This is a genomic window from Duganella paludis (assembly GCF_054461335.1).
In genome coordinates, this window is record NZ_CM136922.1 from 1458747 (window position 1) to 1480615 (window position 21869).

At 66.6% G+C, this 21869-nt stretch carries 15 protein-coding genes; 9 read left to right on the forward strand and 6 right to left on the reverse strand.

Annotated elements, in window-relative coordinates; translation table 11 throughout:
* The first annotated feature begins 78 nt into the window (after nt 1–78).
* Nucleotides 79–972 carry a LysR family transcriptional regulator gene (locus ACXZ1M_RS06590; protein ID WP_459052390.1) on the forward strand — a complete coding sequence of 298 codons (894 nt, stop codon included), beginning with the start codon at nt 79–81 and terminating at the stop codon, nt 970–972.
* 44 nt (nt 973–1016) lie between these two features.
* Here the strand turns inward: ACXZ1M_RS06590 and ACXZ1M_RS06595 are convergent, their stop codons facing one another.
* From ACXZ1M_RS06595 to edd, 5 genes are all read right to left on the reverse strand, one after another.
* Complete coding sequence (locus ACXZ1M_RS06595) at nt 1017–1487, reverse strand: hypothetical protein (RefSeq protein ID WP_459052391.1); 471 nt, start codon at nt 1485–1487, stop codon at nt 1017–1019.
* Nucleotides 1484–4777, reverse strand: a complete 3294-nt coding sequence (locus tag ACXZ1M_RS06600) for a beta strand repeat-containing protein (RefSeq protein WP_459052392.1) — start codon at nt 4775–4777, stop codon at nt 1484–1486. The genes ACXZ1M_RS06595 and ACXZ1M_RS06600 overlap by 4 nt, the downstream gene beginning before the upstream one ends.
* Nucleotides 4778–4938: 161 nt before the next feature.
* A complete protein-coding gene (locus ACXZ1M_RS06605; RefSeq protein WP_459052393.1) occupies nt 4939–7863 on the reverse strand; it encodes a beta strand repeat-containing protein in 2925 nt (974 codons plus the stop codon).
* Between the two features lie 216 nt (nt 7864–8079).
* A complete protein-coding gene (gene eda / locus ACXZ1M_RS06610) occupies nt 8080–8706 on the reverse strand; it encodes a bifunctional 4-hydroxy-2-oxoglutarate aldolase/2-dehydro-3-deoxy-phosphogluconate aldolase (protein WP_459052394.1) in 627 nt (208 codons plus the stop codon).
* A 3-nt stretch (nt 8707–8709) separates the two neighbouring features.
* On the reverse strand, nt 8710–10635 hold the full coding sequence (edd, locus tag ACXZ1M_RS06615) for a phosphogluconate dehydratase (protein WP_459052395.1): 1926 nt from the start codon (nt 10633–10635) through the stop codon (nt 8710–8712).
* A gap of 219 nt (nt 10636–10854) precedes the next feature.
* Between edd and pgi the strand changes: the two genes are divergently transcribed.
* Both pgi and ACXZ1M_RS06625 read left to right on the forward strand, forming a co-directional pair.
* Nucleotides 10855–12507: a glucose-6-phosphate isomerase gene (gene pgi / locus ACXZ1M_RS06620; RefSeq protein WP_459052396.1), complete on the forward strand. Its 1653-nt coding sequence runs from the start codon at nt 10855–10857 to the stop codon at nt 12505–12507.
* Nucleotides 12504–13403: an SMP-30/gluconolactonase/LRE family protein gene (locus ACXZ1M_RS06625; RefSeq protein ID WP_459052397.1), complete on the forward strand. Its 900-nt coding sequence runs from the start codon at nt 12504–12506 to the stop codon at nt 13401–13403. Before pgi ends, ACXZ1M_RS06625 begins: the two co-directional genes overlap by 4 nt.
* Nucleotides 13404–13470: 67 nt before the next feature.
* Here the strand turns inward: ACXZ1M_RS06625 and ACXZ1M_RS06630 are convergent, their stop codons facing one another.
* On the reverse strand, nt 13471–14949 hold the full coding sequence (locus tag ACXZ1M_RS06630) for a methyl-accepting chemotaxis protein (protein WP_459052398.1): 1479 nt from the start codon (nt 14947–14949) through the stop codon (nt 13471–13473).
* Between the two features lie 388 nt (nt 14950–15337).
* Here ACXZ1M_RS06630 and zwf point away from each other — a divergent pair, with 388 nt between their 5' ends.
* The 6 genes from zwf to ACXZ1M_RS06660 all read left to right on the forward strand — a co-directional run bounded on the left by zwf (nt 15338) and on the right by ACXZ1M_RS06660 (nt 21860).
* Nucleotides 15338–16810, forward strand: a complete 1473-nt coding sequence (zwf, locus tag ACXZ1M_RS06635; RefSeq protein ID WP_373988463.1) for a glucose-6-phosphate dehydrogenase — start codon at nt 15338–15340, stop codon at nt 16808–16810.
* A gap of 6 nt (nt 16811–16816) precedes the next feature.
* On the forward strand, nt 16817–17671 hold the full coding sequence (locus ACXZ1M_RS06640; RefSeq protein ID WP_459052399.1) for an SIS domain-containing protein: 855 nt from the start codon (nt 16817–16819) through the stop codon (nt 17669–17671).
* A 57-nt stretch (nt 17672–17728) separates the two neighbouring features.
* Nucleotides 17729–19165 carry an ATPase domain-containing protein gene (locus ACXZ1M_RS06645; protein ID WP_459052400.1) on the forward strand — a complete coding sequence of 479 codons (1437 nt, stop codon included), beginning with the start codon at nt 17729–17731 and terminating at the stop codon, nt 19163–19165.
* 8 nt (nt 19166–19173) lie between these two features.
* Complete coding sequence (locus tag ACXZ1M_RS06650) at nt 19174–19575, forward strand: response regulator (protein ID WP_459052401.1); 402 nt, start codon at nt 19174–19176, stop codon at nt 19573–19575.
* A 42-nt stretch (nt 19576–19617) separates the two neighbouring features.
* Nucleotides 19618–20553, forward strand: a complete 936-nt coding sequence (gene tal / locus ACXZ1M_RS06655; protein WP_459052402.1) for a transaldolase — start codon at nt 19618–19620, stop codon at nt 20551–20553.
* Nucleotides 20554–20672: 119 nt separating this feature from the next.
* Entirely contained in the window at nt 20673–21860 is a 1188-nt protein-coding gene (locus tag ACXZ1M_RS06660; protein ID WP_459052403.1) for an efflux RND transporter periplasmic adaptor subunit, read from the forward strand.
* Nucleotides 21861–21869: the final 9 nt, after the last annotated feature.

Sequence of the window (21869 nt, forward strand, 5' to 3'; positions counted from 1 at the left end):
GAGGCTCTCCGTAAAAACCTCAGAATACGTGCGCCTCAGGTATAGTAGAAATGAATTCCCAACATTCCTGCTATAGACATGATTAATCTCAGGCGACTGGATCTCAACCTGCTGGTCACGCTGGATGTACTGCTGGCCGAACACAACGTCACGCGCGCGGCGGAGCGGCTGAACTTTTCGCAGCCGTCGATCAGCGTCCACCTGGCCAAGCTGCGCGACATCTTCGGCGACCCGCTGCTGCTGCCCGGACCGCGCGGCATGCGTCCCACCGCGCGTGCCGAGGAACTGCGCGAGCCGCTGCGACTGGCGCTGGAAGCGCTGAGTCACGCAGTCTCCCCTGCCACAGCCTTCGATCCCGCACAGGCCCAACAAACCTGGCGCGTGGCCGCCACCGACTACGGCGAATCGACCATCCTGCTGCCCGCCATGGCAAGCTTGCGACTGGCCGCGCCGGGCACGCGGCTGGCTGTTACGGAACTGGCGCCGCCGCACATCGCCCGGCAGGCGGAGCAAGGCATCATCGACCTTGCCTTCCACACCAGCGACGGCGCACCGCAAGGCATGCGCCACCGCCTGCTGTTCAAGGAAAGCTATGTGCTGGCGGGCCGTGCCGGCCATCCACGCCTAAAACGGCGGCCGACGCCCAAACAGTTCTGCGAGCTGGAACATGTAATCGTATCGCCGGACGGCGGTGGCTTCAGCGGCGCCACGGACAAAGCGCTGGCGCAGGCCGGCCTGGAGCGGCGCGTGGTGCTATCGGTGCCGCACTTCCTGTTCGTGATCTCGGCGCTGATACAAACCGACCTGGTGGCGATGCTGCCCGAGCGCCTGGTGCGCGGCAATCCGGCACTGCGCGTGGCGGCCGCGCCGGTCGATATTCCCGGCTATGAAATGGCGATGCTGTGGCACGAACGCTCGCACCGCGATCCCGCGCACCAATGGCTGCGCGAGCACGTCTGCGCCCACGTGTAAAGAAAAACGACGCCGAAGCGTCGTTTCAATGCACAAGCAGGGGCTTACTTGGGCTGATTGGCTGCCTTGTCCTGCGCGATCAGGGCGGCCAGCTGAGACTGCGGGCCGACCGTTTCCACGAACAGGATTTTTTCCACCGGAATGGTCTGGGATGACGGGCCGTGCCAGTCATTGCGGGCCCGGCTGACCACCCGGTTGCCCGGCTGGCCGTTCGGCTGCGTGTAGGCCTGGACGTAATACACTTGATCAAGCTGCAGGAAGTCGTGCCCAATGCGCGCCAGGTTGCCGTAATAAATCGGCCCGTTCACCAGTTGCACTGCGCACAACGTCCCCAGCGCGGCAGGGTCCAGCCGAGGCCCCTGCTGCGCGCGCCAGCTGCTAACCGCCAGCACCGCCAGCGCCAGCGCCGCCACCACGCCGCACAACGCCCCCACCACCGCCGGCCAACGCGCCGCGCCGACCCTGACGGGAACGGCTGGCGCCTCTGCCGGCGCACGCATTTCTACTGCGTTCATGCACGCTCCTTCTTGTTACGGCGACGTGCCATCAACAGCACGCCACTACCGAGCAGCATCATCGCCCAGGTTTGCGGCTCGGGCACCGGCGCCAGCAGGGCATTGCCGACGCCGATCACATAGTTGAAGCCATAGCCTTGGCCGGCGGCCTGGGTGAACGCGGTGCTCACCAGGACGTCATGGACACCGGCGCCGGCGACACCGAGGTCCAGCACGCCATTGTTGAAGAAGCCCTGCGCCGCATCGAAGGAGGCGAAACTCTGGGTAAACAACAGCACGCCGCCGCTGGTCACCGAGAAGTCCAGGTTGCTAAAGCCGCCGCCGACGCCGAAACCGCTGAGCAGGCCCAACAGCAGATGACCACCGCCATTGCCCGTCACCGACACGGCGCCGCTGGTGGTGAAGGTGTAGCTGCCGACGCCGCCAAAGCTGGCGGCCTGGCCGCCGATGCCGGCCACGTCGAGGCCGTCGAACGCCGTCGCCACCGCTGGCGCGACGGCCAGCAAGGCCTCGGCGGCGGCGCTGTCCGATGCGCCGCTGACCTGCGACGTCACGGTGTTGGCAACCAGCGTCGTTGCATACGGCAGGCCGCCGTAATTGGCGTTGGTGACAGCGGCCACACCACTGGCCGCCGACGCGCTGGCGCCGGCCAGCGCGTACTGCGAGCCCAGGCGGGCCTCGCTGCCGGCCGTCAACGTGCCACTGATGCCGGCGCCGTCGGCGCGCGCCGCCGCCGTGCCGCTGCCGACCACACTGGCTTGCGCTTTCACATCCACCACGCTGCCGATGCCGCTGGCGTGGGCGGTGGCGCTGCCGCCCTGCTGCAGGCTGGCGGCCAGGGCGGTGGCCTTGGCCGCGCCGGCGCCGGTCAACGGCCAGCCGGAGAGGGGGCCGCCGGTCGCACGTGCGCCGGCGCTGACCACGCCAATGCCGCGTGCCGACGCCAGCGCAGTTGCCGCGCCGTTCTCGAGCGTCTGCCCTTCGGCCGGATCGCCGATACGGTTGAAGTCCTGCGCGCCGCCCACCGCGCTGGCATTGACGGTGAGCTTGCTGGCGGCCAGATTCTGCACCGTCAACGAGGACGACGCAGCGCCGCCGGAATTGCCGGTCCACATGCCCGAGCCTGCATCGCCGCCGACCGCGTTCTGGTTCAGCGTCAGCGCGCCGCTGGTGCTGCCGCTGACCGCGTTGCTCATCACGGAGTCGGCGCCGCGGCCGCCGCCCCAGCCGCCCTTGCCGCCAGTCTGCGTGGCCGTCACGATGACCGTGGCGCCGGTGCTGGAGCTGCCGCTGGCGGTGGCCAACGCCTCGCCCCCGGTAAAGTTACCGCCGCCGTTGCCGCCGGTCGCAGTGGCGCTGATGGTCAGCGTGCCCTGGCCATTCAAGGTGCCGGTGGCGCTGCTGACCGCTTTGCCGGCCGCTCCGTTCGGCAAGCCATTGTTCTGGTAAGCGAAGCCGCCGCCGGTGGCTATGCTGCTGCCTTGGACATCATGATTGCCGCTGCCCGACACGTTCACTTGCGCATGGGCATCGCCCGCGTCGGCGCCGGCGAAATTCGCAAAGTGGGTGGTATACCCATTGCCGCCCACTGCTTGGCTGGTGGCGCTGAGCGGACCGCTGCCGCTGGCGGTCAACGTGGAACTTGCCTTGCCGCCTAGTCCGCCCTGCCCGCCCTGCGCCAAGGTTTGCGCCGTCAGCGCGGCGCCGGCCTTGCCCGAGGACAACGTCAGCACGGCGCTGGCGTCACCGCCGCTGGCGTCCTTGGTCGGCGCAAGCGACTCCCAACTCACGCCGCCGCCGGCGCCGCCCTGCGCCGCGACCGTCACGTTCAGCGCGCTGGCTTTACTGTCGCTCAGTTGCAAAGACGAGCTTGCCGCACCGCCAGCGCCGCCGCCGCCATTGCCGCCGCCGCCGCCACCGCCCACCGCACGCTGCAGCAGGGTCAGCGCGCCGCTGGTGCTGCCGCCGACGGCGTTCGACAGGCTGGAGGCGGCGCCGGCGCCGCCGATAAACTTGTCGCCGTAATCGGCGCCGCCGCCGGGTCCGCCTGCGCCGCCGGTCTGCGACACGCTAGCCGTGGCCGGCCCACCGGCCGATTCGGCATACGCGCTGGCCACCGCCGTGCCGCCGACGCCGCCGATTAGCTTGGCCGGCGTCTCGTAATAGCCATTGTCAGCACCGCCGCCCGTGCCGCCGGTGGCCACAGCAGTGGCGCTGGCGCCGTATGCGCCAAGGCTGACCGCCCGGGCATTGCTGCTGGCGCTGCCACCGGCCAGTTTGCTGTTCAAACCGTCCGTGCCGCTGGCGCCGCCGGTGGCGGTGGCCGTTACCGTGACGGCGCCGCTGCCGGTGCCGTTGACGGCAGCGCTGGCGTTGCCGCCAGCACTGGCGACGCCGCGCAACGCCAGCGGGGAGTCGGCATTGGCCGCGCCGGCGCTGCCGCCTTTGCCGCCGGTAGCGACGCTGTCGAGCCGCAGCGACGCTGCGCTGCTATCGGTCAACACCAGCGTGGACGCGGCATGGCCCGCCAGGCCGCCATTGCCGGCCTTCTGCGGCGCGTAGAAATCTTCATTCCCCCACATGCCGTCGCCGCCGTTGCCGCCCACCGCCCGCTGCGACAAGGTCAGCGCGCCGCTGGTGCTGCCGGCGACCGCGTTGTTCATGACCGAGTCGGCGCCGTTGCCGCCGTTCTCGGGCAAGCCCATGCCGTAACTGCCGGGCAAGCCGCGACCGCCATATTGGGACGCCGACACGGTCACCGCGCCGCTGCCGGACTGGCCGCTGGCCATCGCACTGGCCAGCCCGCCCAAGCCGCCGGCGCCGCCCGTGGCCGACGACGTGACATTGACCGCGCCGCTGCCGCCAGTCTGCGCCGCCGCCGCCGCCGATGCTGCGCCGCCAGCCGCGTTCAATACCGGTAGGGTGCTGCTGCCGCCGTTATAGCCGCTGTCGCCGCCGGTGGCGACGGCCGTGGCCGCCGCATTGCCGCTGGCACGCACGGTGGCGGCCGTGGCCTGCGCAGCGCCGCCGGCGCCACCGAGATCCTCGGTGAAAAATGCGGCGTCGCCGCCCCTGCCGCCAGTGGCGTTGGCGGTGTTGACGGCGTCGCTGTTGCCAGTTGCGGTGGCGCCCACCGCCTGGCCGCCCCCCGCCAGTACGCCGAAGTCGCCCGGCGTACCGGGGGTGCCAACAACAGTCACGGTGGCGCCATACGCCTGACTGACAGCCAGCGACAGCAACAACGGCACCAGAGGTGCGCCAAAGCGGGAGCGCGAGGTGGAACGCGGCATGAACAGACCCTTTCAAAAAGATAGTGAGTTAGGAAAACATGGTAACCACAAGTCGTGCCAAGAAATTATAAAATAAATAATTGAATATTGGCCAATATTTTTTCTTATGCAGCAAGTTGTGCTTGTGGTCAACTCTTCTTACCCTCCGTCCAAGGGGCAGGTCAATCCGGAGTGGAAGCGTGGCGCCGCGCGCGCAGCAGCATCAGGCCGCCGCCCAGCAGCAGCAAGACCCAGGCTTGCGGTTCCGGCACCGCCACCACATTACTGCTGCCGACCGCGTAGCTGAAGCCGAAGCCCTGGCTGCCGCCGAGGGTGTAGGTGGCGCTCACCGTTATTTCCTGCACGCCGGCGCCGTAAGCGCCCAAGTCCAATACCTGGTTCTGCAAGAACAGCTGCGCGGCCGAGGCCGCGCTGAAGCTCTGCGTCAAAATCAACACGCCGTGGTTGGTGACCGTCAGCGCAAAGTCGCTGAAACCGCTACCCAGCGTCACACTGTCGAGCAGGCCCAGCAGCAAATGGGTCTGGCCGTCGCTGCGCACCGAATAGGCGCCGCTGGTCGTGAAGCTGTAGCCGCCGACGGCGCCGCCGTAATGCACACCTTGCGCCCCCAGCCCGGCCACCGTGCCATCGGCAAATCCAGCCGCCACCGCCGGCGCGCCGCCCAGCCATGCCGCCGTGCTGGCCGCGCCGGGAGCGCCGGCGGCGTCGGAGAACGCGGTATTGAAGGCCAGCGCCGGCGTCGCGCCGCCATAGGCCGCGCCGCCGTAATTGGCTTGGGTGCGCGCCGCCACGCCGGTAGCGCCGGGGGCGTCGGCGCTGGCCGCCGCCTGCAGCGCGGCGCCGTCGCCGGCATGGCTGGCGGCCTGTACAAATCCGCTGCTACCGCTGCCGTCGGCCCGCGCCAGCGCGCCGCCGGCGCCGACCGCGTACGCGCGCGCCTGCACGTCGAGCTGGTTGCCGACACCGCTGGCGTGGGCCTGGCTGCTGCCGCCGGCCGCAGTGCTGGTGGCCAGCGCCAGCGCGCTGGCCGCGCCCCGCCCGTTGGCGCTGCCCTGGTTGCTGCCGCCATTGAGGCCGCCGACGGCCACCGCCGTGCTGACCACGTGATCCTGACCGCTGGCGTTGGCTAGTGCGGTGGCCGCGCCGCCGATGCCGGGACTGCGCTCCGGCCCCAGCGCGTCGCCGCCGGTGCCGCCGGTCGCCGTGGCGCTGACGGCCACCGGGCCACTGTACTGATGCACGCCGACCGCACTGGCGCGCGCGGCCGGGCCGTCAAAGGCGCTGGTGAGCTCGTTGTTGCGGGTGCCGCTGGCGCCGCCGAGGGCGCTGGCGCTCGCGCTCAGGCCGCCGGCGCCGGCGCTGGTGACGTCCAGCGTGGCGGTGGCGCCACCACCGCGCAAGTCGGTGCTCTCGTCGAGCCCGTCGATGCGGCCCGAGGCGCCGTTGCCGCCCTGGGCGCTGATGCTGACGCTGGTGCGGTTGGCGAAGGTGGACGTGAGCGACAGCGTCGAGCGCGCGCTGCCACCGGCGCCGCCGTGGAAAATGCCGCTCCCGCCGTTGCCGCCGAAGGCGTTCTGCGCCAGCGTCAGCTGGCCTGTAGTGACGCCGCTCACCGCATCGCGCATCATGGAATCGCCGCCGTTGCCGCCGTTGTAGCCGCCGGCGCCGGAACGCTGCGTGGCGTTGACATTCACATTGGCGGTGCCCTGCGAGACGCCGCTGGCCGTGGCCAGCGCAGCGCCGCCGGCGCCGCTGCCGTTGCCACGCCCGCCGGTAGCGGACGAGCTGACGGTCAGCGTCACGCCGTAGCCGTCGAGGGCGCCGAAGGTCTCGCTGCTGGCGGCGCCGCCGGTCTGGCTGGCGCCGGTATAGCGGTCGAAGGCGATGTCGCCGGCCACCGCCAGGCTGCTGGCTTGGACGTCGTGGTTGCCGACGCCCGTGGTGATATTGCGCGCATGGGCGTCGCCGCCCACGCCGACCGGCTGATACTGATCCACCAATGGACCGCCGACCGAACCGCCGTAGGCGCGGCTGCTGGCGTTGATCGGACCGCTGCCGAACAGCGCGACAAAGGCGTCCGCCGCCCCGCCCTGGCCGTTGCCCGTGCCGCCGGTATTGGTGCCGCCGCCCTCGGCGATGGCGCTGCCACTCAGCGGCGTGCCGTTGCGCGACGACTGCAAGATCAGCGCACTGTCGGCGCCACCGCCGGCGCCGGCCGTATAGAACGGATTGGCGCCGCCGGCGCCGCCGCGCGCGGTGACCGTCGCCTGCACCGACGCCGCCTGCGCGTCCAACACGGTCAGCGATGCATTGGCACGACCACCGGCGCCGGCTGCGGCGTTCGTGGCTTCGGTGGCGCCGCCGGCGCCGCCGACCGCCGTTTGGGCCAGACTCAGCGCACCACTGGTGCTGCCGCTGACGGCGTCGACGCTGATGCTGTCGGCGCCTACGCCAGCGCTGGCGCCGCTGCCATAGGCCGCGCCCACGGCATCGATGCCACGGCCGCCGTACTGGCTGGCGCTGACGCTGACCGCACCGTGGCCGGAAGCCGCGCGGGCGTTGGCTGCGGCCGCGCCGCCAAGGCGACCGCCGCCGCCATACGCATCCGCGCTGGCGCTGGCGGCGTTGCCGCCCAAGGCAGTGGCGACGGCGCTGGACGCGGCAGCGCCACCGAGGCCGACGAGCCCCGGCGCGTCAGGCATCCCGGCTCGCCCCCCCATACCGCCATTGCCGCCGACGGCGCTGGCCCATGCCTGGGCCGCGCCGGACAGCGGCGCGGCGGCAGCGGCGGCGACCGCAGCGCCGCCGTTACCGCCACCGCCGCCAGCCCCCTCGTCATGGCCGTCGCCACCGGCGCCGCCGGTGCCGCCCTGCGCCGACGCCTGGTTGCTATTGTCGCTGCCTGCGGCGACCGCCGCCGCCGGCTGGCCGGCGCCACCGTTGCCACCCGGAGCGCCGGGCAGCGCGCCCGGCAATCCAGGTACGCCGGGTTGGCCGGTGTGATTGACCGTTGCGCCAAAGGCAAAACTGGCCGCCAGGGCCAACGAGAGCGGCGCCAGCCGCAGAAACACAGGATGGGAATTCATGATCTGGCCGCCTTAACAATGAGAGTGGGCAGAGCCGGGCAAACGCCGGAATTACAAAATAAACAACCGCAAAATAGCGTAATCTTTTCTCCCCAATACCGGCGCACGCGTAAAACAAAAGGGCTGAGTCCTGTGCAATACAGAACTCAGCCCTTGGCTGCATGACGAACCAAACCCGCCAACTATCGGGGGCAGTTCATTAGCGTCTTTTTTCGTTCAGCTGCGCAGGCCGCTGGCCGCTTTGGCCAGGTCGGTGATGCGCGCCCAGTCGCCGGCGGCGATGGCGTCTTTCGGCGTCAGCCACGAGCCGCCCACGCAGGCGACGTTCTTCAGCGCCAGGAAAGCCGATGCGGTCTCTTGCGAGATGCCGCCGGTCGGGCAGAAGGTGATGTCCGGCAGTGGGCCGTTGATCGCGTTCAGCATGCCGATGCCGCCGGCAGGAACCGCCGGGAACAGCTTCAGTTGACGGAAGCCCTGCTCGCGCGCGGCCATGATTTCCGATGGGGTCATCACGCCCGGCAGCAGCGGCAGGCCGCTGCTCTTGGCGGCGGCGATCAGCGCCTCGGTCAGGCCCGGCGACACGCCGAACACCGCGCCCGCATCGCGCGCGGCAGCGAATTCTTCCGGCTGCGTCAGCGTGCCGACGCCGACGATGGCGCCTTCCACTTCGCTCATGGCGCGGATCGCGCCCAGGCCGTGCTTGGTGCGCAGGGTCACTTCCAGCACGCGGATGCCGCCGGCCACCAGCGCTTTGGCCAGCGGTACGGCGTGTTCAGGTTCGTCAATCGCGATCACTGGGATCACGGCCGAGGTACGCATAATGTCGAGCAGAGTCATGGTCATGATTTACGCTTCTTTCTTCATCGAGAAATCTTCATCGGAACCTGGCACGGTGTTGCCGACCGGGTCTTTGTCATGCAGGCCTACCGTGGTAGGAATCGGCGACGGCAGCGGGAACACGGTGGCGCCCTTCTCCGCTTCGCACACACTGTTGCGGAACATGGAGAACAACTCGCGGCCCATGCCGACACCATTGGTCGACATGTCGGCGGTCGCCAACGAGCGCGCATGCCATACCGCCGAATCGACCAGCGCTTCCAGCGTGCCGGTTTCCGCGCACACCTTGATGATGTCGCCGTCGCGCACCAGGCCCAGCGGACCGCCGGCCAGGATCTCCGGCGACACGTGGATCGCCGCCGGCACCTTGCCCGACGCGCCCGACATGCGGCCGTCGGTCACCAGCGCCACCTTGCGGCCGGCATCCTGCAGGTTGGCCAACGCCGGGGTCAGCGCGTGCAGTTCCGGCATGCCGTTGGCGCGCGGGCCCTGGAAGCGGATCACGGCCACGAAGTCGCGGTCCAGCGAACCGGCCTTGTAGGCGTCCATGAAGTCTTCCTGCGAATTGAACACCAGCGCCGGCGCTTCCACCGTGCGGTGCTGCGGCTTCACGGCCGACACCTTCATCACTGCGCGGCCCAGGTTACCCTGCACCAGCACCATGCCGCCGTCCGGCGAGAACGGAGCGTCGGCCTTGCGCAGCACCTTGTCGTCGCCCGACTGCAGCGGCGCGTCTTTCCAGACCACGCCCTTGCCGCCTTCGCCCAGGAACGGCTCGGCGCAGTGCGCGCGCAGGCCCTTGCCCAGGATGGTGGTGACGTCGTCGTGCAGCAGGCCCGCATCCAGCAGTTCGCGGATCACGAAGCCGGTGCCGCCGGCGGCGTGGAAGTGGTTCACGTCCGCTTCGCCGTTCGGATAGATGCGGCACAGCAGCGGCACCACTTTCGACAGCTCGTCGAAGTCGTTCCAGTCGATCACGATGCCGGCCGCCTTGGCGATCGCCACCAGGTGCAGCGTGTGGTTGGTCGAACCGCCGGTGGTCAGCAGCGCCACCAGCGCATTGACGATGGCCTTTTCATCGACCACATGGCCGACCGGCAGGTATTCGTCCGACTGGTCGCTGATGACGGCGGCGCGTTGGGCGGCAGCCTTGGTCAGTTCATCGCGCAGCGGCGTGTTCGGGGTGATGAAGGCGGCGCCCGGCAGGTGCAGGCCCATGACTTCCATCAGCATCTGGTTGCTGTTGGCGGTGCCGTAGAAGGTACAGGTGCCGGCGCCGTGGTAGGACTGCGATTCGCCTTCCAGCAGTTCGGCGCGGCCGACCTTGCCCTGTGCGTACAACTGGCGGATCTTGGCTTTCTCGGAATTCGACAGGCCGGTGGTCATCGGGCCGGCCGGCACGAACACCGCAGGCAGGTGGCCGAAGTGCAGCGCGCCGATCAGCAGGCCCGGTACGATCTTGTCGCACACGCCCAGGTAGACGGCCGAGTCGAACATATTGTGCGACAGCGCCACGGCGGTCGACATGGCGATCGCGTCGCGCGAGAACAACGACAGCTCCATGCCCGGCTGGCCTTGGGTCACGCCGTCACACATGGCCGGGGTGCCGCCGGCGAATTGCGCCACGGCGCCGACTTCGCGCACGGCATCCTTGATAATCTGCGGGAAGCGCTCGAACGGCTGGTGCGCCGACAGCATGTCGTTGTAGGCCGAGATAATCGCCACCGATGGCTTTTTGACTTCCTTCAGCACCAGCTTGTCGTTGGCTGGGAAGGCGGCAAAGCCGTGGGCCAGGTTGGTGCAGGCCAAAGCGCCGCGCTGAGGGCCACCTTTGATGCGGGCCGCTTCGAGATGGGCCAAATACGCGCCGCGCGATGGTTTGCTACGCTGGATAATGCGAGCGGTGACGGTTTCTAGGACTGGATGCAACGCCATGATCGTTCCTTATGAATGGTTTCCGTGAAATTTTACTACAAAATACTAAAACGGACTGGCTTTTCTTAGATAGGCTGGCTCGCGCTGGCAGTCCGTAACACGGCTACATCCTCCCTTTGGAGGGACAAATAAACGAAACACCGGCGGCAAACCGTAGTGAATTTACCTGATTTTCCTGTATTATTCGACCATCTTCCCCCTATCTCAACAGCCGACATTATGCGCCAGCCTGCACTCACTTCCACCGCGAGCTTCAAAGCCCTTGAATCCCACGCCGCCGAGGCCAAAGACTGGCAATTGCGCCAGTTGTTCGCCGCCGACGCCCAGCGTTTCCCCAAACTGACGGTCGACGCGGCCGGCCTGTTCCTCGATTATTCGAAGAACCGCCTGGACGCCACCACCATCGGCCTGCTGCTGGACCTGGCCCGTGAACGCGGCGTGGAGCGCCAGCGCGACGCCATGCTGAGCGGCGAGAAGATCAATCTTACCGAACAACGCGCCGTGCTGCACACCGCCCTGCGTATGCCGCGCGGCAAAGCGCTGGTGGTGGACGGCCAGGACGTCAACGCCGACGTGCACGCGGTGCTGGACCACGTCAAGGACTTCACCGACCGCGTGCGCAGCGGCGCATGGCTGGGCTACAGCGGCAAGCCGATCACCGACGTGGTCAACGTCGGCATCGGCGGTTCGGACCTGGGTCCGAAGATGGCCGTGCTGGCGCTGCGCTCGTTCGCGCACCCGCGCCTGAAGATGCACTTCGTCTCCAACGTCGACGGCCACGACATGGACGCCGCGCTGGCACAGGTGAATCCGGAAACGACTTTGTTCATCATCGCCTCCAAAACCTTCACCACCGCCGAGACCATGCTGAACGCGAACACCGCGCGCACCTGGTTCCTGCAGAACGGCGGCACGAATGAAAACCTGGCCAAGCACTTCGTGGCCGTATCGACCAACACCAAGTCGGTGGCCGAATTCGGCATCGACACCGCCAATATGTTCCCGTTCTGGGACTGGGTCGGCGGCCGCTATTCGGTATGGTCGGCGATCGGTTTGTCGGTGGCGCTGGCGGTGGGCTTCGGCTACTTCAGCGACTTCCTGGCCGGCGCGCACGCGATGGACGAACACTTCCGCGAAGAGCCGCTGGAGCAGAACATGCCGGTGCTGCTGGCCATGGTCGGCTTCTGGAACCGTCAGTTCCTGAACGCCGGTTCGCTGTCGATCGCACCGTACCACCAGGACCTGAACCGCTTCCCGGCCTACCTGCAACAGCTGGACATGGAATCGAACGGCAAGCGCGTCACCCGCAGCGGCGCCGAAGTCGATACCGTCACCTGCCCGGTGGTGTGGGGCGAGTGCGGCACCAACGCGCAACATGCCTACTTCCAGCTGCTGCACCAGGGCACCGACATCACGCCGATGGACTTCATCGCCGCGCTGCGCGCCACCCACGACCTGGCCGGCCATCACGATGCGCTGCTGGCCAACTGCTTCGCGCAATCGGAAGCGTTCATGACCGGCAAAACCGCCGATGAAGTGCGCGCCGACCTGGTCGCCGCCAATGTCGGCGCCGACGAAATCGAAGCGCTGGTGCCGCACAAGACTTTCCCCGGCAACCGTCCGTCCAACACCATTTTGATGGACCAGCTGACGCCGGCCACGCTGGGCGCGCTGATCGCACTGTATGAGCACAAGACCTTTGTGCAGGGCGTGATCTGGGACGTGAACAGCTTCGATCAATGGGGCGTGGAACTGGGCAAGGTCCTGGCGAAAAACATCCAGTCGGAGCTGACCGGCGAAGTGAAGCCGGAGCGTCACGACAGCTCGACCAATGGCTTGATCATCATGGCGAAAGCGGCGCAACACATATGAGCACCCCACAGATTGAAGTCGCCTACGACGCCGTGATGCAAACCGGCGAGTGCCCGCTGTGGCACCCGCAGGAGCGCGTGCTGTACTGGGTGGACATTCCCGCCTTTACCGTGCACCGCCTGAATCCGGCCAGCGGCGCGCATCGTTCGTGGAAGCTGGCGAGCGAGCCGGCCACGCTGGGCATCAGCGACCAGGGTGGCCTGATCGTCGCCATGCGCAGCGGCTTTGCGCATTTGGATACCGGCTCGGATGAGGTGCGTCTGACCGAGATCGTGGCGGCGCCTTACGACCAGTCGATCACGCGCTTCAACGATGGGCATGTGGACCCTGCCGGGCGGTTCTGGGTCGGCACCATTTATGAGCCGCGCGACAAGCCGGCGGCGGAAATGTATGTGCTGGAACAGGGCAAATTGCGCAAGGCCTGGTCGGGCGGCATGACCAACTCGAACGGCTCGGGCTTTAGCCCGGACCAGAAGTCGATGTACCACGCCGATACGGCCGCGCACCGCGTGACCAAGCTGGATTTCGATGTTTCGACCGGCGCGGTGGAGAACCAGCGCCTGCTGCATCAGTTCTCGATGGACAAGGAGAACAACTACGGCGGCCGTCCGGATGGTGCTGCGGTGGATAGCGAGGGTAATTATTGGGTGGCGATGTTCGAGGGCGCACGGATTGCCAAGCTGTCGCCCGAGGGCGAGCTGCTGGGCGAGATCAAGCTGCCGGTGCGCTGCCCGACCATGCCGGCATTCGGCGGAGCGGATCTGAAGACCCTGTACGTCACCAGCGCCGGCGCGCGGCCGGCGCCGGAACTGGAGCAGTATCCGCTGAGCGGCAAGCTGCTGGCGATACGAATGGACGTTGCGGGACGCGAGGAGCCGGCCTACCGCAGCGCCTGACCCGCACTACGGCAAGAGGGGTCTGACCCCGTACGGGGTCAGACCCCTCAGCGGATCGCCGTGCGGGTTATAGCGCAGACGCCAGTCGGAGGTGCGGCTGACGCGGGGTAAGGTTTTGGGGTGCACCCCGCACATCCAGCTTGAACGCAGACACCAGCGTGGTCAAATGCTGCGCCTCCTGCGCCAGCGCATCGGCCGCCGCCGCATCCTCTTCCACCAGCGCCGCATTCTGCTGCGTGCTCTCGTCAAACTCCACGATCGCGCTGTTGATCCGCTCTATCCCCTCGTTCTGCTCCTGATTCGCATTGCTCATCTCGCCCATGATGGCCGTGACGCGCTGCACGCTGTCCACCACCTCCAGCATGGTGGCGCCGGCTTCGTCCACCAGCTTGCTGCCGCTGTCGACCGTCTGCACCGTATTTCCGATCAATTCCTTGATCTCCTTGGCCGCCGCCGCCGAGCGATGCGCCAGGCTGCGCACCTCTGACGCCACCACCGCAAAGCCCCTGCCCTGCTCGCCGGCGCGCGCCGCTTCCACCGCCGCATTCAAAGCCAGAATATTGGTCTGGAACGCAATCCCGTCGATCACGCCGATGATGTCCACAATCTGCCGCGACGACGCATTGATCTCGCCCATGGTATCGACCACCTGCCGCACCGCCTCTCCGCCCTTGGCCGCGATCTGCGATGCGCTCTGCGCCAGCTCATTGGCTTGGCGCGCGCTTTCATTGTTCTGCCTTACGGTCGCCGCCAGACGAGACATCGAAGCCGCCGTCTGCTCGATGCTGCCAGCCTGCCGCTCGGTGCGGCGCGACAGCTCCGCATTGCCCTGGGCGATCTCACCGGAAGCGCCGGCAATCGTATGCGCGCCATCGCGCACGCCGGCGATGGTGTCGCGCATGGTGACCAGCATCTCCACCAGCGAGCGCGCCAAACGGCTGCGCGGCGCCGCCGCGCTGGCCGACAAATCGATCCGCCCTTCAATCGCCGCCAGCGTCGATACGATGCTCTCCAGCTCCGCCGCCTGGCAGGCCGCGCGACGCAGTATCGTCGCCAGGAAGATCAGCACCGCCGACTCCACCACCACATACGCCGCATGAATGAACACGGTCGACAGTTGCGGACGGGTGAAGCACATCACGCCATAATTCCATTCCTGCAGATAGTGGAAACTCAGGTGATGCACGGCGATCACGCCAGCCGCCACCACCACCGGTTTCCAGTCACGGTAGGCCAGCAAAAACGCCAGGTATACAAAGATCCCGAAATGCAGTTCGGTCAGGCCGGCGCCCTGGTGGATGTTCAGGGCCGCGAACACCATCACGCTCACCGCCACCACGCAGCGCGTCAGCACCGAGCCGGGCGCGCTGAAATGCAGCGCGGTCGGCAGCCCCGCCGCCGGCAGGCCGACCAGCAGCGCCAGCATCCAGGTGTCGTTCAGGCCCGCCAGCGCCAGCGAAAACAGCTGCAGCGCCCACAGTACGCACAGCATCAGCTTGTCGGCCTGTACGGCAATCGCCTGCAGAGGGTCGTATTTATTCGTCATGAATTGCTCCGTGGCTGGAACATCCAGCGCAATGCGACTGCACGCGACGACGAGCCAGCTTATAATTTGAGGGTATCGGGTGGTCGGCGGGGAGAGGGCCGGGGTACCTGGGAGCCGCGATTGGGGCGGCGCATGCGCGACATGATCCGGTGTGGCCGCGCAATATGGCGCGGTACGGCGTACAGATCGCATGCAGGAATACGGCCATTATAACGCATAATTCCACGTGGAAACTAAATGTCGCGACCCTGCCGCACAGCGCTCATTCCATAGGAGAATGTAGTAAAATTACTTGCAATACACCGATATAAGTAGTAAATTTACACCAGCGGCCGCGTGCTGCGCGCGGCGATTCCTTCGGCACTTTTTTTGCGACGACACTCATACTATGGCTCTTTCCGATTTTGATCTGGTTCTGTTTGGCGGCAGCGGCGATCTGGCGATGCGCAAATTGCTGCCCGCGATGTATGCCCGCGATGTAGCCAACGACTTGCCCGACACCGCGCGCATCATTTGCGTCGGCCGCGCGGACGCCAGCCAGGAAGACTTCCTGCAAACCGTGGAAACCACCTCCAAGCCGCTGATCAAATCGCCGGCCGTGACGCCGGCCGCGTGGTCGCGCTTTACCGCGCGCATCGTCTACGTGTCGCTCAACGCCACCGACGCCGCCACCTACAAGCCGCTGGTCGACGCCCTGCGCAAGGATGAAGCGATCACCAAGGTCTACTACCTGGCCACGCCGCCGGCCATCTTCGCCAAGATCTGCGAGAGCCTGAAGGAAAACGGCCTGGTCACGCCGAATTCGCGCGTGGTGCTGGAAAAACCGCTGGGCCGGGACCTGGCCTCGGCCAAGCAGATCAACGCCGAAGTGGGCAAGGTCTTCGAAGAATCGCAGATCTACCGCATCGACCACTACCTGGGCAAGGAGACCGTGCAGAATCTGCTGGCCCTGCGCTTCGGCAACATCCTGTTCGAACCGCTGTGGCGCCGCGAGTGGATCTCCGACGTCCAGATCACCATCGCCGAAAAACTCGGCGTGGGCAATCGCCTCGGCTACTACGACACCTCGGGCGCGCTGCGCGATATGCTGCAGAACCACTTGCTGCAACTGCTGTGTATCGTCGCCATGGAACCGCCGACCTCGATCGCGCCGGACGCCGTGCGCGACGCCAAGCTGCAGGTGCTGCGCTCGCTGAAAAAATTCACCCCGACCACGCTGGCGCAAAACATCGTGCGCGGCCAGTACCGCGCCGGCCACGTCGATGGCAAGGCCGTGCCGAGCTACCGCGACGAACCGGACGCACCGGCCCACTCGCGCACCGAAACCTTCGTGGCGATGAAGGCCGAGATCGACACCTGGCGCTGGGCCGGCGTGCCGTTCTACCTGCGCACCGGCAAGCGCATGGCCGACGGCCTGGCCGAAATCGTGGTGCGCTTCAAGCAGATCCCGCATTCGATCTTCAACCAGCCGACCAATAGCTTCCAGCCGAATTCGCTGGTGATCCGCCTGCAGCCGGACGAAGGCCTGCGCATGAACCTGATGGCCAAGACGCCGGGCGACGGCATGCGCCTGAAGCAGGCCGAGCTGGAACTGGACTTCCGCGAGCAATTCAAATCGCCGCGCATGGAAGCCTACGAGCGCCTGCTGCTCGACGTGCTGCGCGGCCAGCTGACGCTGTTCATGCGCGGCGACGAACTGGAAGCGGCCTGGGAATGGGTCGAACCTATCCTCGACAGCTGGGAATCGGAAGACAGCTACCCGCTGCCGTATTCCTCCGGCACTTGGGGTCCTGCTGCGGCCTCGGCACTGATCGGCCGCGACGGCCTGCAGTGGCGCGAAGAAGTACTGCCTGAGGATTAATTTTAGATGCTGCTCGATTCCATTCGCACCCAACTCGACTCGCTCTCCAAATCGGAGCGCAAGGTGGCGTTGGCCGTGCTCGAACACCCGACCCAGACGGTCAACCAGAACATCACTGCGTTGGCCAAGAGTGCGCAAGTGTCCGAGCCGACCGTGGTGCGATTCTGCCGCACGCTGGGCTACGACGGCTGGCATGAGTTCAAGCTCAAGCTGGCCCAGGGTCTGGCGCTGGCCCTGCCCGGCCTGAACGAGCAGCCGACCCAGGACGACCTGGCGGCAGACCTGGTCAACAAGATCTGCAGCCGTTCCATCAACACCCTGCTGGACCTGCGCAACAACCTCGATCCGGAAGCGATCCAGAAGGCGCTCGACATCCTGTCGAAAGCCAACAAGATCGAATTCTATGGCCAAGGCACGTCCGGCATCGTGGCGGCCGACGCCCAGCACAAGTTCTTCCGCTCGGGCGTGCCGACCGTGGCCTACGCCGACCCGCACATCCACAGCATCGCCGCCGCCCTGCTGCGCACCGGCGACGCGCTGGTGGCCATCTCGCAACGCGGCAACAGCCCGTCGCTGGTGCGTTCGGTCAAGCTGGCCAAGCGCGGCGGCGCCGAAGTGATCGTGCTGGCGCCGTCCGGCACCCCGCTGGCCGACCTGGCCACGGTGCTGATCCCGATCGACCTGATCTTCAACATCGACCCCTACACGCCGATCTCGGCGCGCCTGGCCTATCTGGTGGTGATCGACGTGCTGGCGGTCGGCTTGGCCCTGCAGCGCGGCCCCGAGTTCCGCAAGAAAATGCAGAACGCCCAGAAAGCCCTGCAAGAGTTCGACCTGCAATTCGATTCGTTCATCGGCTAAGCTCGACTATTGTGTTTGTGATAAAGTGCGTCTTTGCCGCATACACAACCTTGCGCCATGCACACACGTACTTCACAGCGCATCCCCCTGCTGAGCACCAGCGTTCCCGGCCTGGACCAGATCCTCGGCGGCGGTTTTCCCGCGCATAGCATCTATCTCATCCAGGGGCTGGCCGGCAGCGGCAAGACCACGCTGGCCTGCCAGATCGCCTTCCAGCACGCGCACCAGGGCAAGAAAGTCCTGATCCTGACCTTGATCGCCGAAACCCACGGCAAGATGCTCAACCATCTCAGCAATTTCTCGTTCTACGACGAAAACCTGGTCGGCGAACACATCCAGTTCATCGGCGCCTACAGCGACCTGCTCAAGGGCGGCCTGCGCCAGTTGCTGAAATCAATCGCCGCCACCCTGGCCGAACTGCGCCCCGATATCATGGTCATCGACGGCTTCCGTACCGTGCGGGAAACGCGGCCGTCGGACGTGGCGTTGTCCGAATTCATGCTGTCGCTGAACTCGCTGGTGTCGACCATGCAGTGCACCACCTTCCTGCTGTCGCCCACCGAAGGCAACCTGCCCGACTCGGAAAACACCCTGGTCGACGGCTTGATCGAACTGAGCCAGTTCGAGAGCGGCATGCAGCTGATCCGCGAGATCAAGGTGTTCAAGCTGCGCGGCAGCAAGCACCTGCTGGGCCGCCACGTGTTCGAGGTGGGCGAGGACGGCGTGGCGATCTACCCGCGCCTGGAAGCGGTGGGCACGGTGTCGGTGGCGATGCCGTCGGCCTCGCGCGAGCGGCTCGGCTTCGGCATTCCCGGCTGGGACCGCCTGACCAACGGCGGCGTGGCCAAGGGCTCGACCACCGCCCTGCTGGGCAACCCCGGCGTCGGCAAGACGCTGATGGGCCTGCACTTCATCCACGAAGGCCTACAGCGCGGCGAGCACTGCCTGATTACCGGTTTCTACGAATCGCCGCAGCGCCTGCTGGAGAAAGCGCGCGGCATCGGCATCGAGCTGGGGCCCTACTTCGACAGCGGCACGTTGCAGATCATCTGGCATCCGCCGCTGGAAGTGCTGGTCGACAGCCTGGCGCACGGCATCCTGCGCAACGTCACCGAGCGCAAGGTGTCGCGCCTGCTGGTCGACGGCATCGACGGCCTGCGCCAATTGATTTTGCACGAGGGCCGCTCGCACTCCTTCCTGGCGGCGCTGGTCAACGAGCTGCGGGTGCGCAACGTCACCACCTTCTTCACGCAGGAACTGCCCTACTTCGGCCACGGCCCGTCGCAGACCGAGGTGGCCTCGTCGATGCTGTTCGAGAACATCATCCTGCTGCGCTACGTCGACGTGAAAGGCTTGAACCTGCGCCAGATCGGCGTGCTCAAGCTGCGCGAGAACGGCTACGACGCCGCCAACCACGTGCTGCACATTTCGGATTACGGTATGAGCATCGACGAGCCGGTATCGGCCTCGGCCGCGCCGGCGCGCCAGCCCTAGCGCCGGCCATGAGCGAACACCCCGCATCCATGGACAGCGCGCCGGACGGCAAGCTGATCCTCGTTGTCGACGACGAGTTCGACGTGCTGTCGGCCTACACCATGCTGTTCGAGTTCAGCGGCTTTCGCGTGATCACCGCCGGCAACGGCGCCGAGGCGCTGGCCGCCGCGCGCCGCCAGCGGCCCGACATCGTGGTGTCCGACTACATGATGCCGGTGATGAACGGCGCCGACATGTGCGTGGCCTGGCGCGCCGATCCCGCCCTGTGCGCCATCCCTATCATCATGACCAGCGCCGGCATCCTGCCGCGCGCACCGTTGCCGCCATACGACAGCTTCTACCGCAAGCCGGTGCCTTTCGACGTGTTGCTGGCGGAAATCCGGCGGCTCATCGCGGCGGCTTCGGAGTAAAATAAGCACGACAACAACTCCCTTATCAGACTGGCAGCACTTATGAACCAACTAGAACAGCTAAAACAGTACACCACCGTGGTTGCCGACACCGGCGACTTCCAGGCCATCCAGCAATACACCCCGCGCGACGCCACCACCAATCCGTCGCTGATCCTCAAGGCCGTGCAGAAGGACGAGTACAAGCCGCTGCTGGAAAAAGCCGTGCGCGACAACCTCGACGCCAGCACCGGCGAAGTGATCGACCACCTGCTGGTGGCCTTCGGCAAGCAGATCCTGCGCGTGATCCCGGGCCGCGTGTCGACCGAAATCGACGCCGCGCTGTCGTTCAACACGACCGCTTCGGTGGCCAAGGGCCGCGAGCTGATCAAGCTGTACGAGAAGAACGGCATCGACCGCGAGCGCGTGCTGATCAAGATGGCCTCGACCTGGGAAGGCATCCGCGCCTCCGAGATCCTGGAAAAGGAAGGCATCCATACCAATATGACGCTGCTGTTCTCGCTGCCGCAGGCCATCGCCTGCGCCGAAGCGGGCGCCAAGCTGATTTCGCCGTTCGTCGGCCGTATCTACGACTGGTACAAGAAATCGACCGGCCTCGACTACCAGGGCGCGGAAGATCCGGGCGTGCAGTCGGTCAAGCGCATTTACAACTACTACCGCAAGTTCGGCTACAACACCGAAGTGATGGGCGCGAGCTTCCGCAACACCAGCCAGATCATCGAACTGGCCGGCTGCGACCTGCTCACCATCAGCCCGGACCTGCTGCAAAAGCTGGCCGACACCAACGCCCCGCTGGAACGCAAGCTGAGCGCCGACAGCGGCCGTAGCGCATCCATCGGCAAGATCTCGGTCGATGAAGCAACTTTCCGCTTCATGCTGAACGAAGACGCGATGGCCACCGAGAAGACCGCCGAAGGCATCCGCGCCTTCGTGGCCGACACCGGCAAGCTGAAGCAAATCATCTCCGGCATGCGTTGATCGAATCAGCCTTAATCAAGCTTGCACGATAAAAGGCAGGAGAGCGGCACGGTCCGCCCTCCTGCCTTTTTTGCATTACAATGTTGCATCAACTACAAAATCCGATCACGAGACCATCCATGAGATTCGTTCCTCGTTGCACCGCCGTTGTTGCCGCCAGCATCACCTTGTTGAGCGCCTGCGGCGACAAAGCTCCAGCCCCTTCCGCTCCGCCACCCGCCACCGTTGCCGTCATCACCGTCGCTCCCGCCGCCCTCACCGTCAACAGCGAACTGCCAGGCCGCACCGAAGCCTCGCGCATCGCCCAGGTGCGTGCGCGGACCGCCGGCATCGTGCTGGAACGGGTGTACCGCGAAGGCGGCGACGTCAAGGCCGGCGAGGTGCTGTTCCGCATCGACCCGTCACAGTTCAAGGCCTCGTTCGACAGCGCGCAGGCGGCCGTGGCCAAGGCCGAGGCCAACCTGGCGCAGGCCGACCTGAAGGTAAAACGGTATAAACCATTATTGGCGGCGCAGGCGGTCAGCCAGCAGGAATACGACGACGCCCTCACCGCCCAGAAGCAGGCGGCGGCCGACCTGGCCACCAGCAAGGCGGCGCGCACCAACGCCGGCCTGACGCTGGGCTATGCCACCGTCACCGCGCCGATCTCCGGCCGCGTCAGCCGCGCGCTGGTGACCGAGGGCGCACTGGTGGGCCAGGGCGAAGCAACGCCGATGGCCACCGTGCAGCAGCTCGACCCGATTTACGTCACCATCACCCAATCGTCGACCGAGGTGCTGAAGCTGCAGCGCGCGCTGGCCGACGGCAAGCTCGATCGGGCCGGCAAAGGCGGCGGCAAGAACGAGGCGCGCGTCACGCTGGTGACGGAAGACGGCCAACCCTACCCGCACGCCGGCAAGCTGCTGTTCTCGGACGTGTCGGTCGATGAGAGCACCGGCTCGGTCGCCATGCGTGCGGCCTTCCCGAATCCGGATCGCGTGCTGCTACCCGGAATGTACGTGCGCGCCCGGCTTGAACAGGGCGTGAGCCAGGCCGCCATCGCTGTGCCGCAGCAAGCCATCGTGCGCACCAACGAAGGCGCGACCGTGCTGGTGGTCGGCGCCGACAACAAGGTGGTGTCGCAACCGGTGACGGCCACCGCCAACGACGGCAACAACTGGGTGGTCAGCGCCGGCTTGCAAGGCGGCGAACGCATCGTGGCCGAGGGCTTCCAGAAGGCAAAGCCCGGCGCCACGGTCAATCCGCAGCCGTGGAAGGGCCCTGCGGGCGCCACGCCCGCCGCCGCAGCAGCAGTGCCTACCAAGTAAGCGGGAGCG

What these genes read in the sequence shown, in the direction of transcription:
- ACXZ1M_RS06630 (WP_459052398.1), bottom strand. Translation starts at nt 14,949, where the DNA reads ATGACGAATAAATACGACCCTCTGCAGGCGATTGCCGTACAGGCCGAC.
- ACXZ1M_RS06645 (WP_459052400.1), top strand. Translation starts at nt 17,729, where the DNA reads ATGCACACACGTACTTCACAGCGCATCCCCCTGCTGAGCACCAGCGTT.
- ACXZ1M_RS06625 (WP_459052397.1), top strand. Translation starts at nt 12,504, where the DNA reads ATGAGCACCCCACAGATTGAAGTCGCCTACGACGCCGTGATGCAAACC.
- zwf (WP_373988463.1), top strand. Translation starts at nt 15,338, where the DNA reads ATGGCTCTTTCCGATTTTGATCTGGTTCTGTTTGGCGGCAGCGGCGAT.
- eda (WP_459052394.1), bottom strand. Translation starts at nt 8,706, where the DNA reads ATGACCATGACTCTGCTCGACATTATGCGTACCTCGGCCGTGATCCCA.
- ACXZ1M_RS06650 (WP_459052401.1), top strand. Translation starts at nt 19,174, where the DNA reads ATGAGCGAACACCCCGCATCCATGGACAGCGCGCCGGACGGCAAGCTG.
- ACXZ1M_RS06660 (WP_459052403.1), top strand. Translation starts at nt 20,673, where the DNA reads ATGAGATTCGTTCCTCGTTGCACCGCCGTTGTTGCCGCCAGCATCACC.
- ACXZ1M_RS06605 (WP_459052393.1), bottom strand. Translation starts at nt 7,863, where the DNA reads ATGAATTCCCATCCTGTGTTTCTGCGGCTGGCGCCGCTCTCGTTGGCC.
- ACXZ1M_RS06590 (WP_459052390.1), top strand. Translation starts at nt 79, where the DNA reads ATGATTAATCTCAGGCGACTGGATCTCAACCTGCTGGTCACGCTGGAT.
- edd (WP_459052395.1), bottom strand. Translation starts at nt 10,635, where the DNA reads ATGGCGTTGCATCCAGTCCTAGAAACCGTCACCGCTCGCATTATCCAG.
- pgi (WP_459052396.1), top strand. Translation starts at nt 10,855, where the DNA reads ATGCGCCAGCCTGCACTCACTTCCACCGCGAGCTTCAAAGCCCTTGAA.
- tal (WP_459052402.1), top strand. Translation starts at nt 19,618, where the DNA reads ATGAACCAACTAGAACAGCTAAAACAGTACACCACCGTGGTTGCCGAC.
- ACXZ1M_RS06595 (WP_459052391.1), bottom strand. Translation starts at nt 1,487, where the DNA reads ATGAACGCAGTAGAAATGCGTGCGCCGGCAGAGGCGCCAGCCGTTCCC.
- ACXZ1M_RS06600 (WP_459052392.1), bottom strand. Translation starts at nt 4,777, where the DNA reads ATGCCGCGTTCCACCTCGCGCTCCCGCTTTGGCGCACCTCTGGTGCCG.
- ACXZ1M_RS06640 (WP_459052399.1), top strand. Translation starts at nt 16,817, where the DNA reads ATGCTGCTCGATTCCATTCGCACCCAACTCGACTCGCTCTCCAAATCG.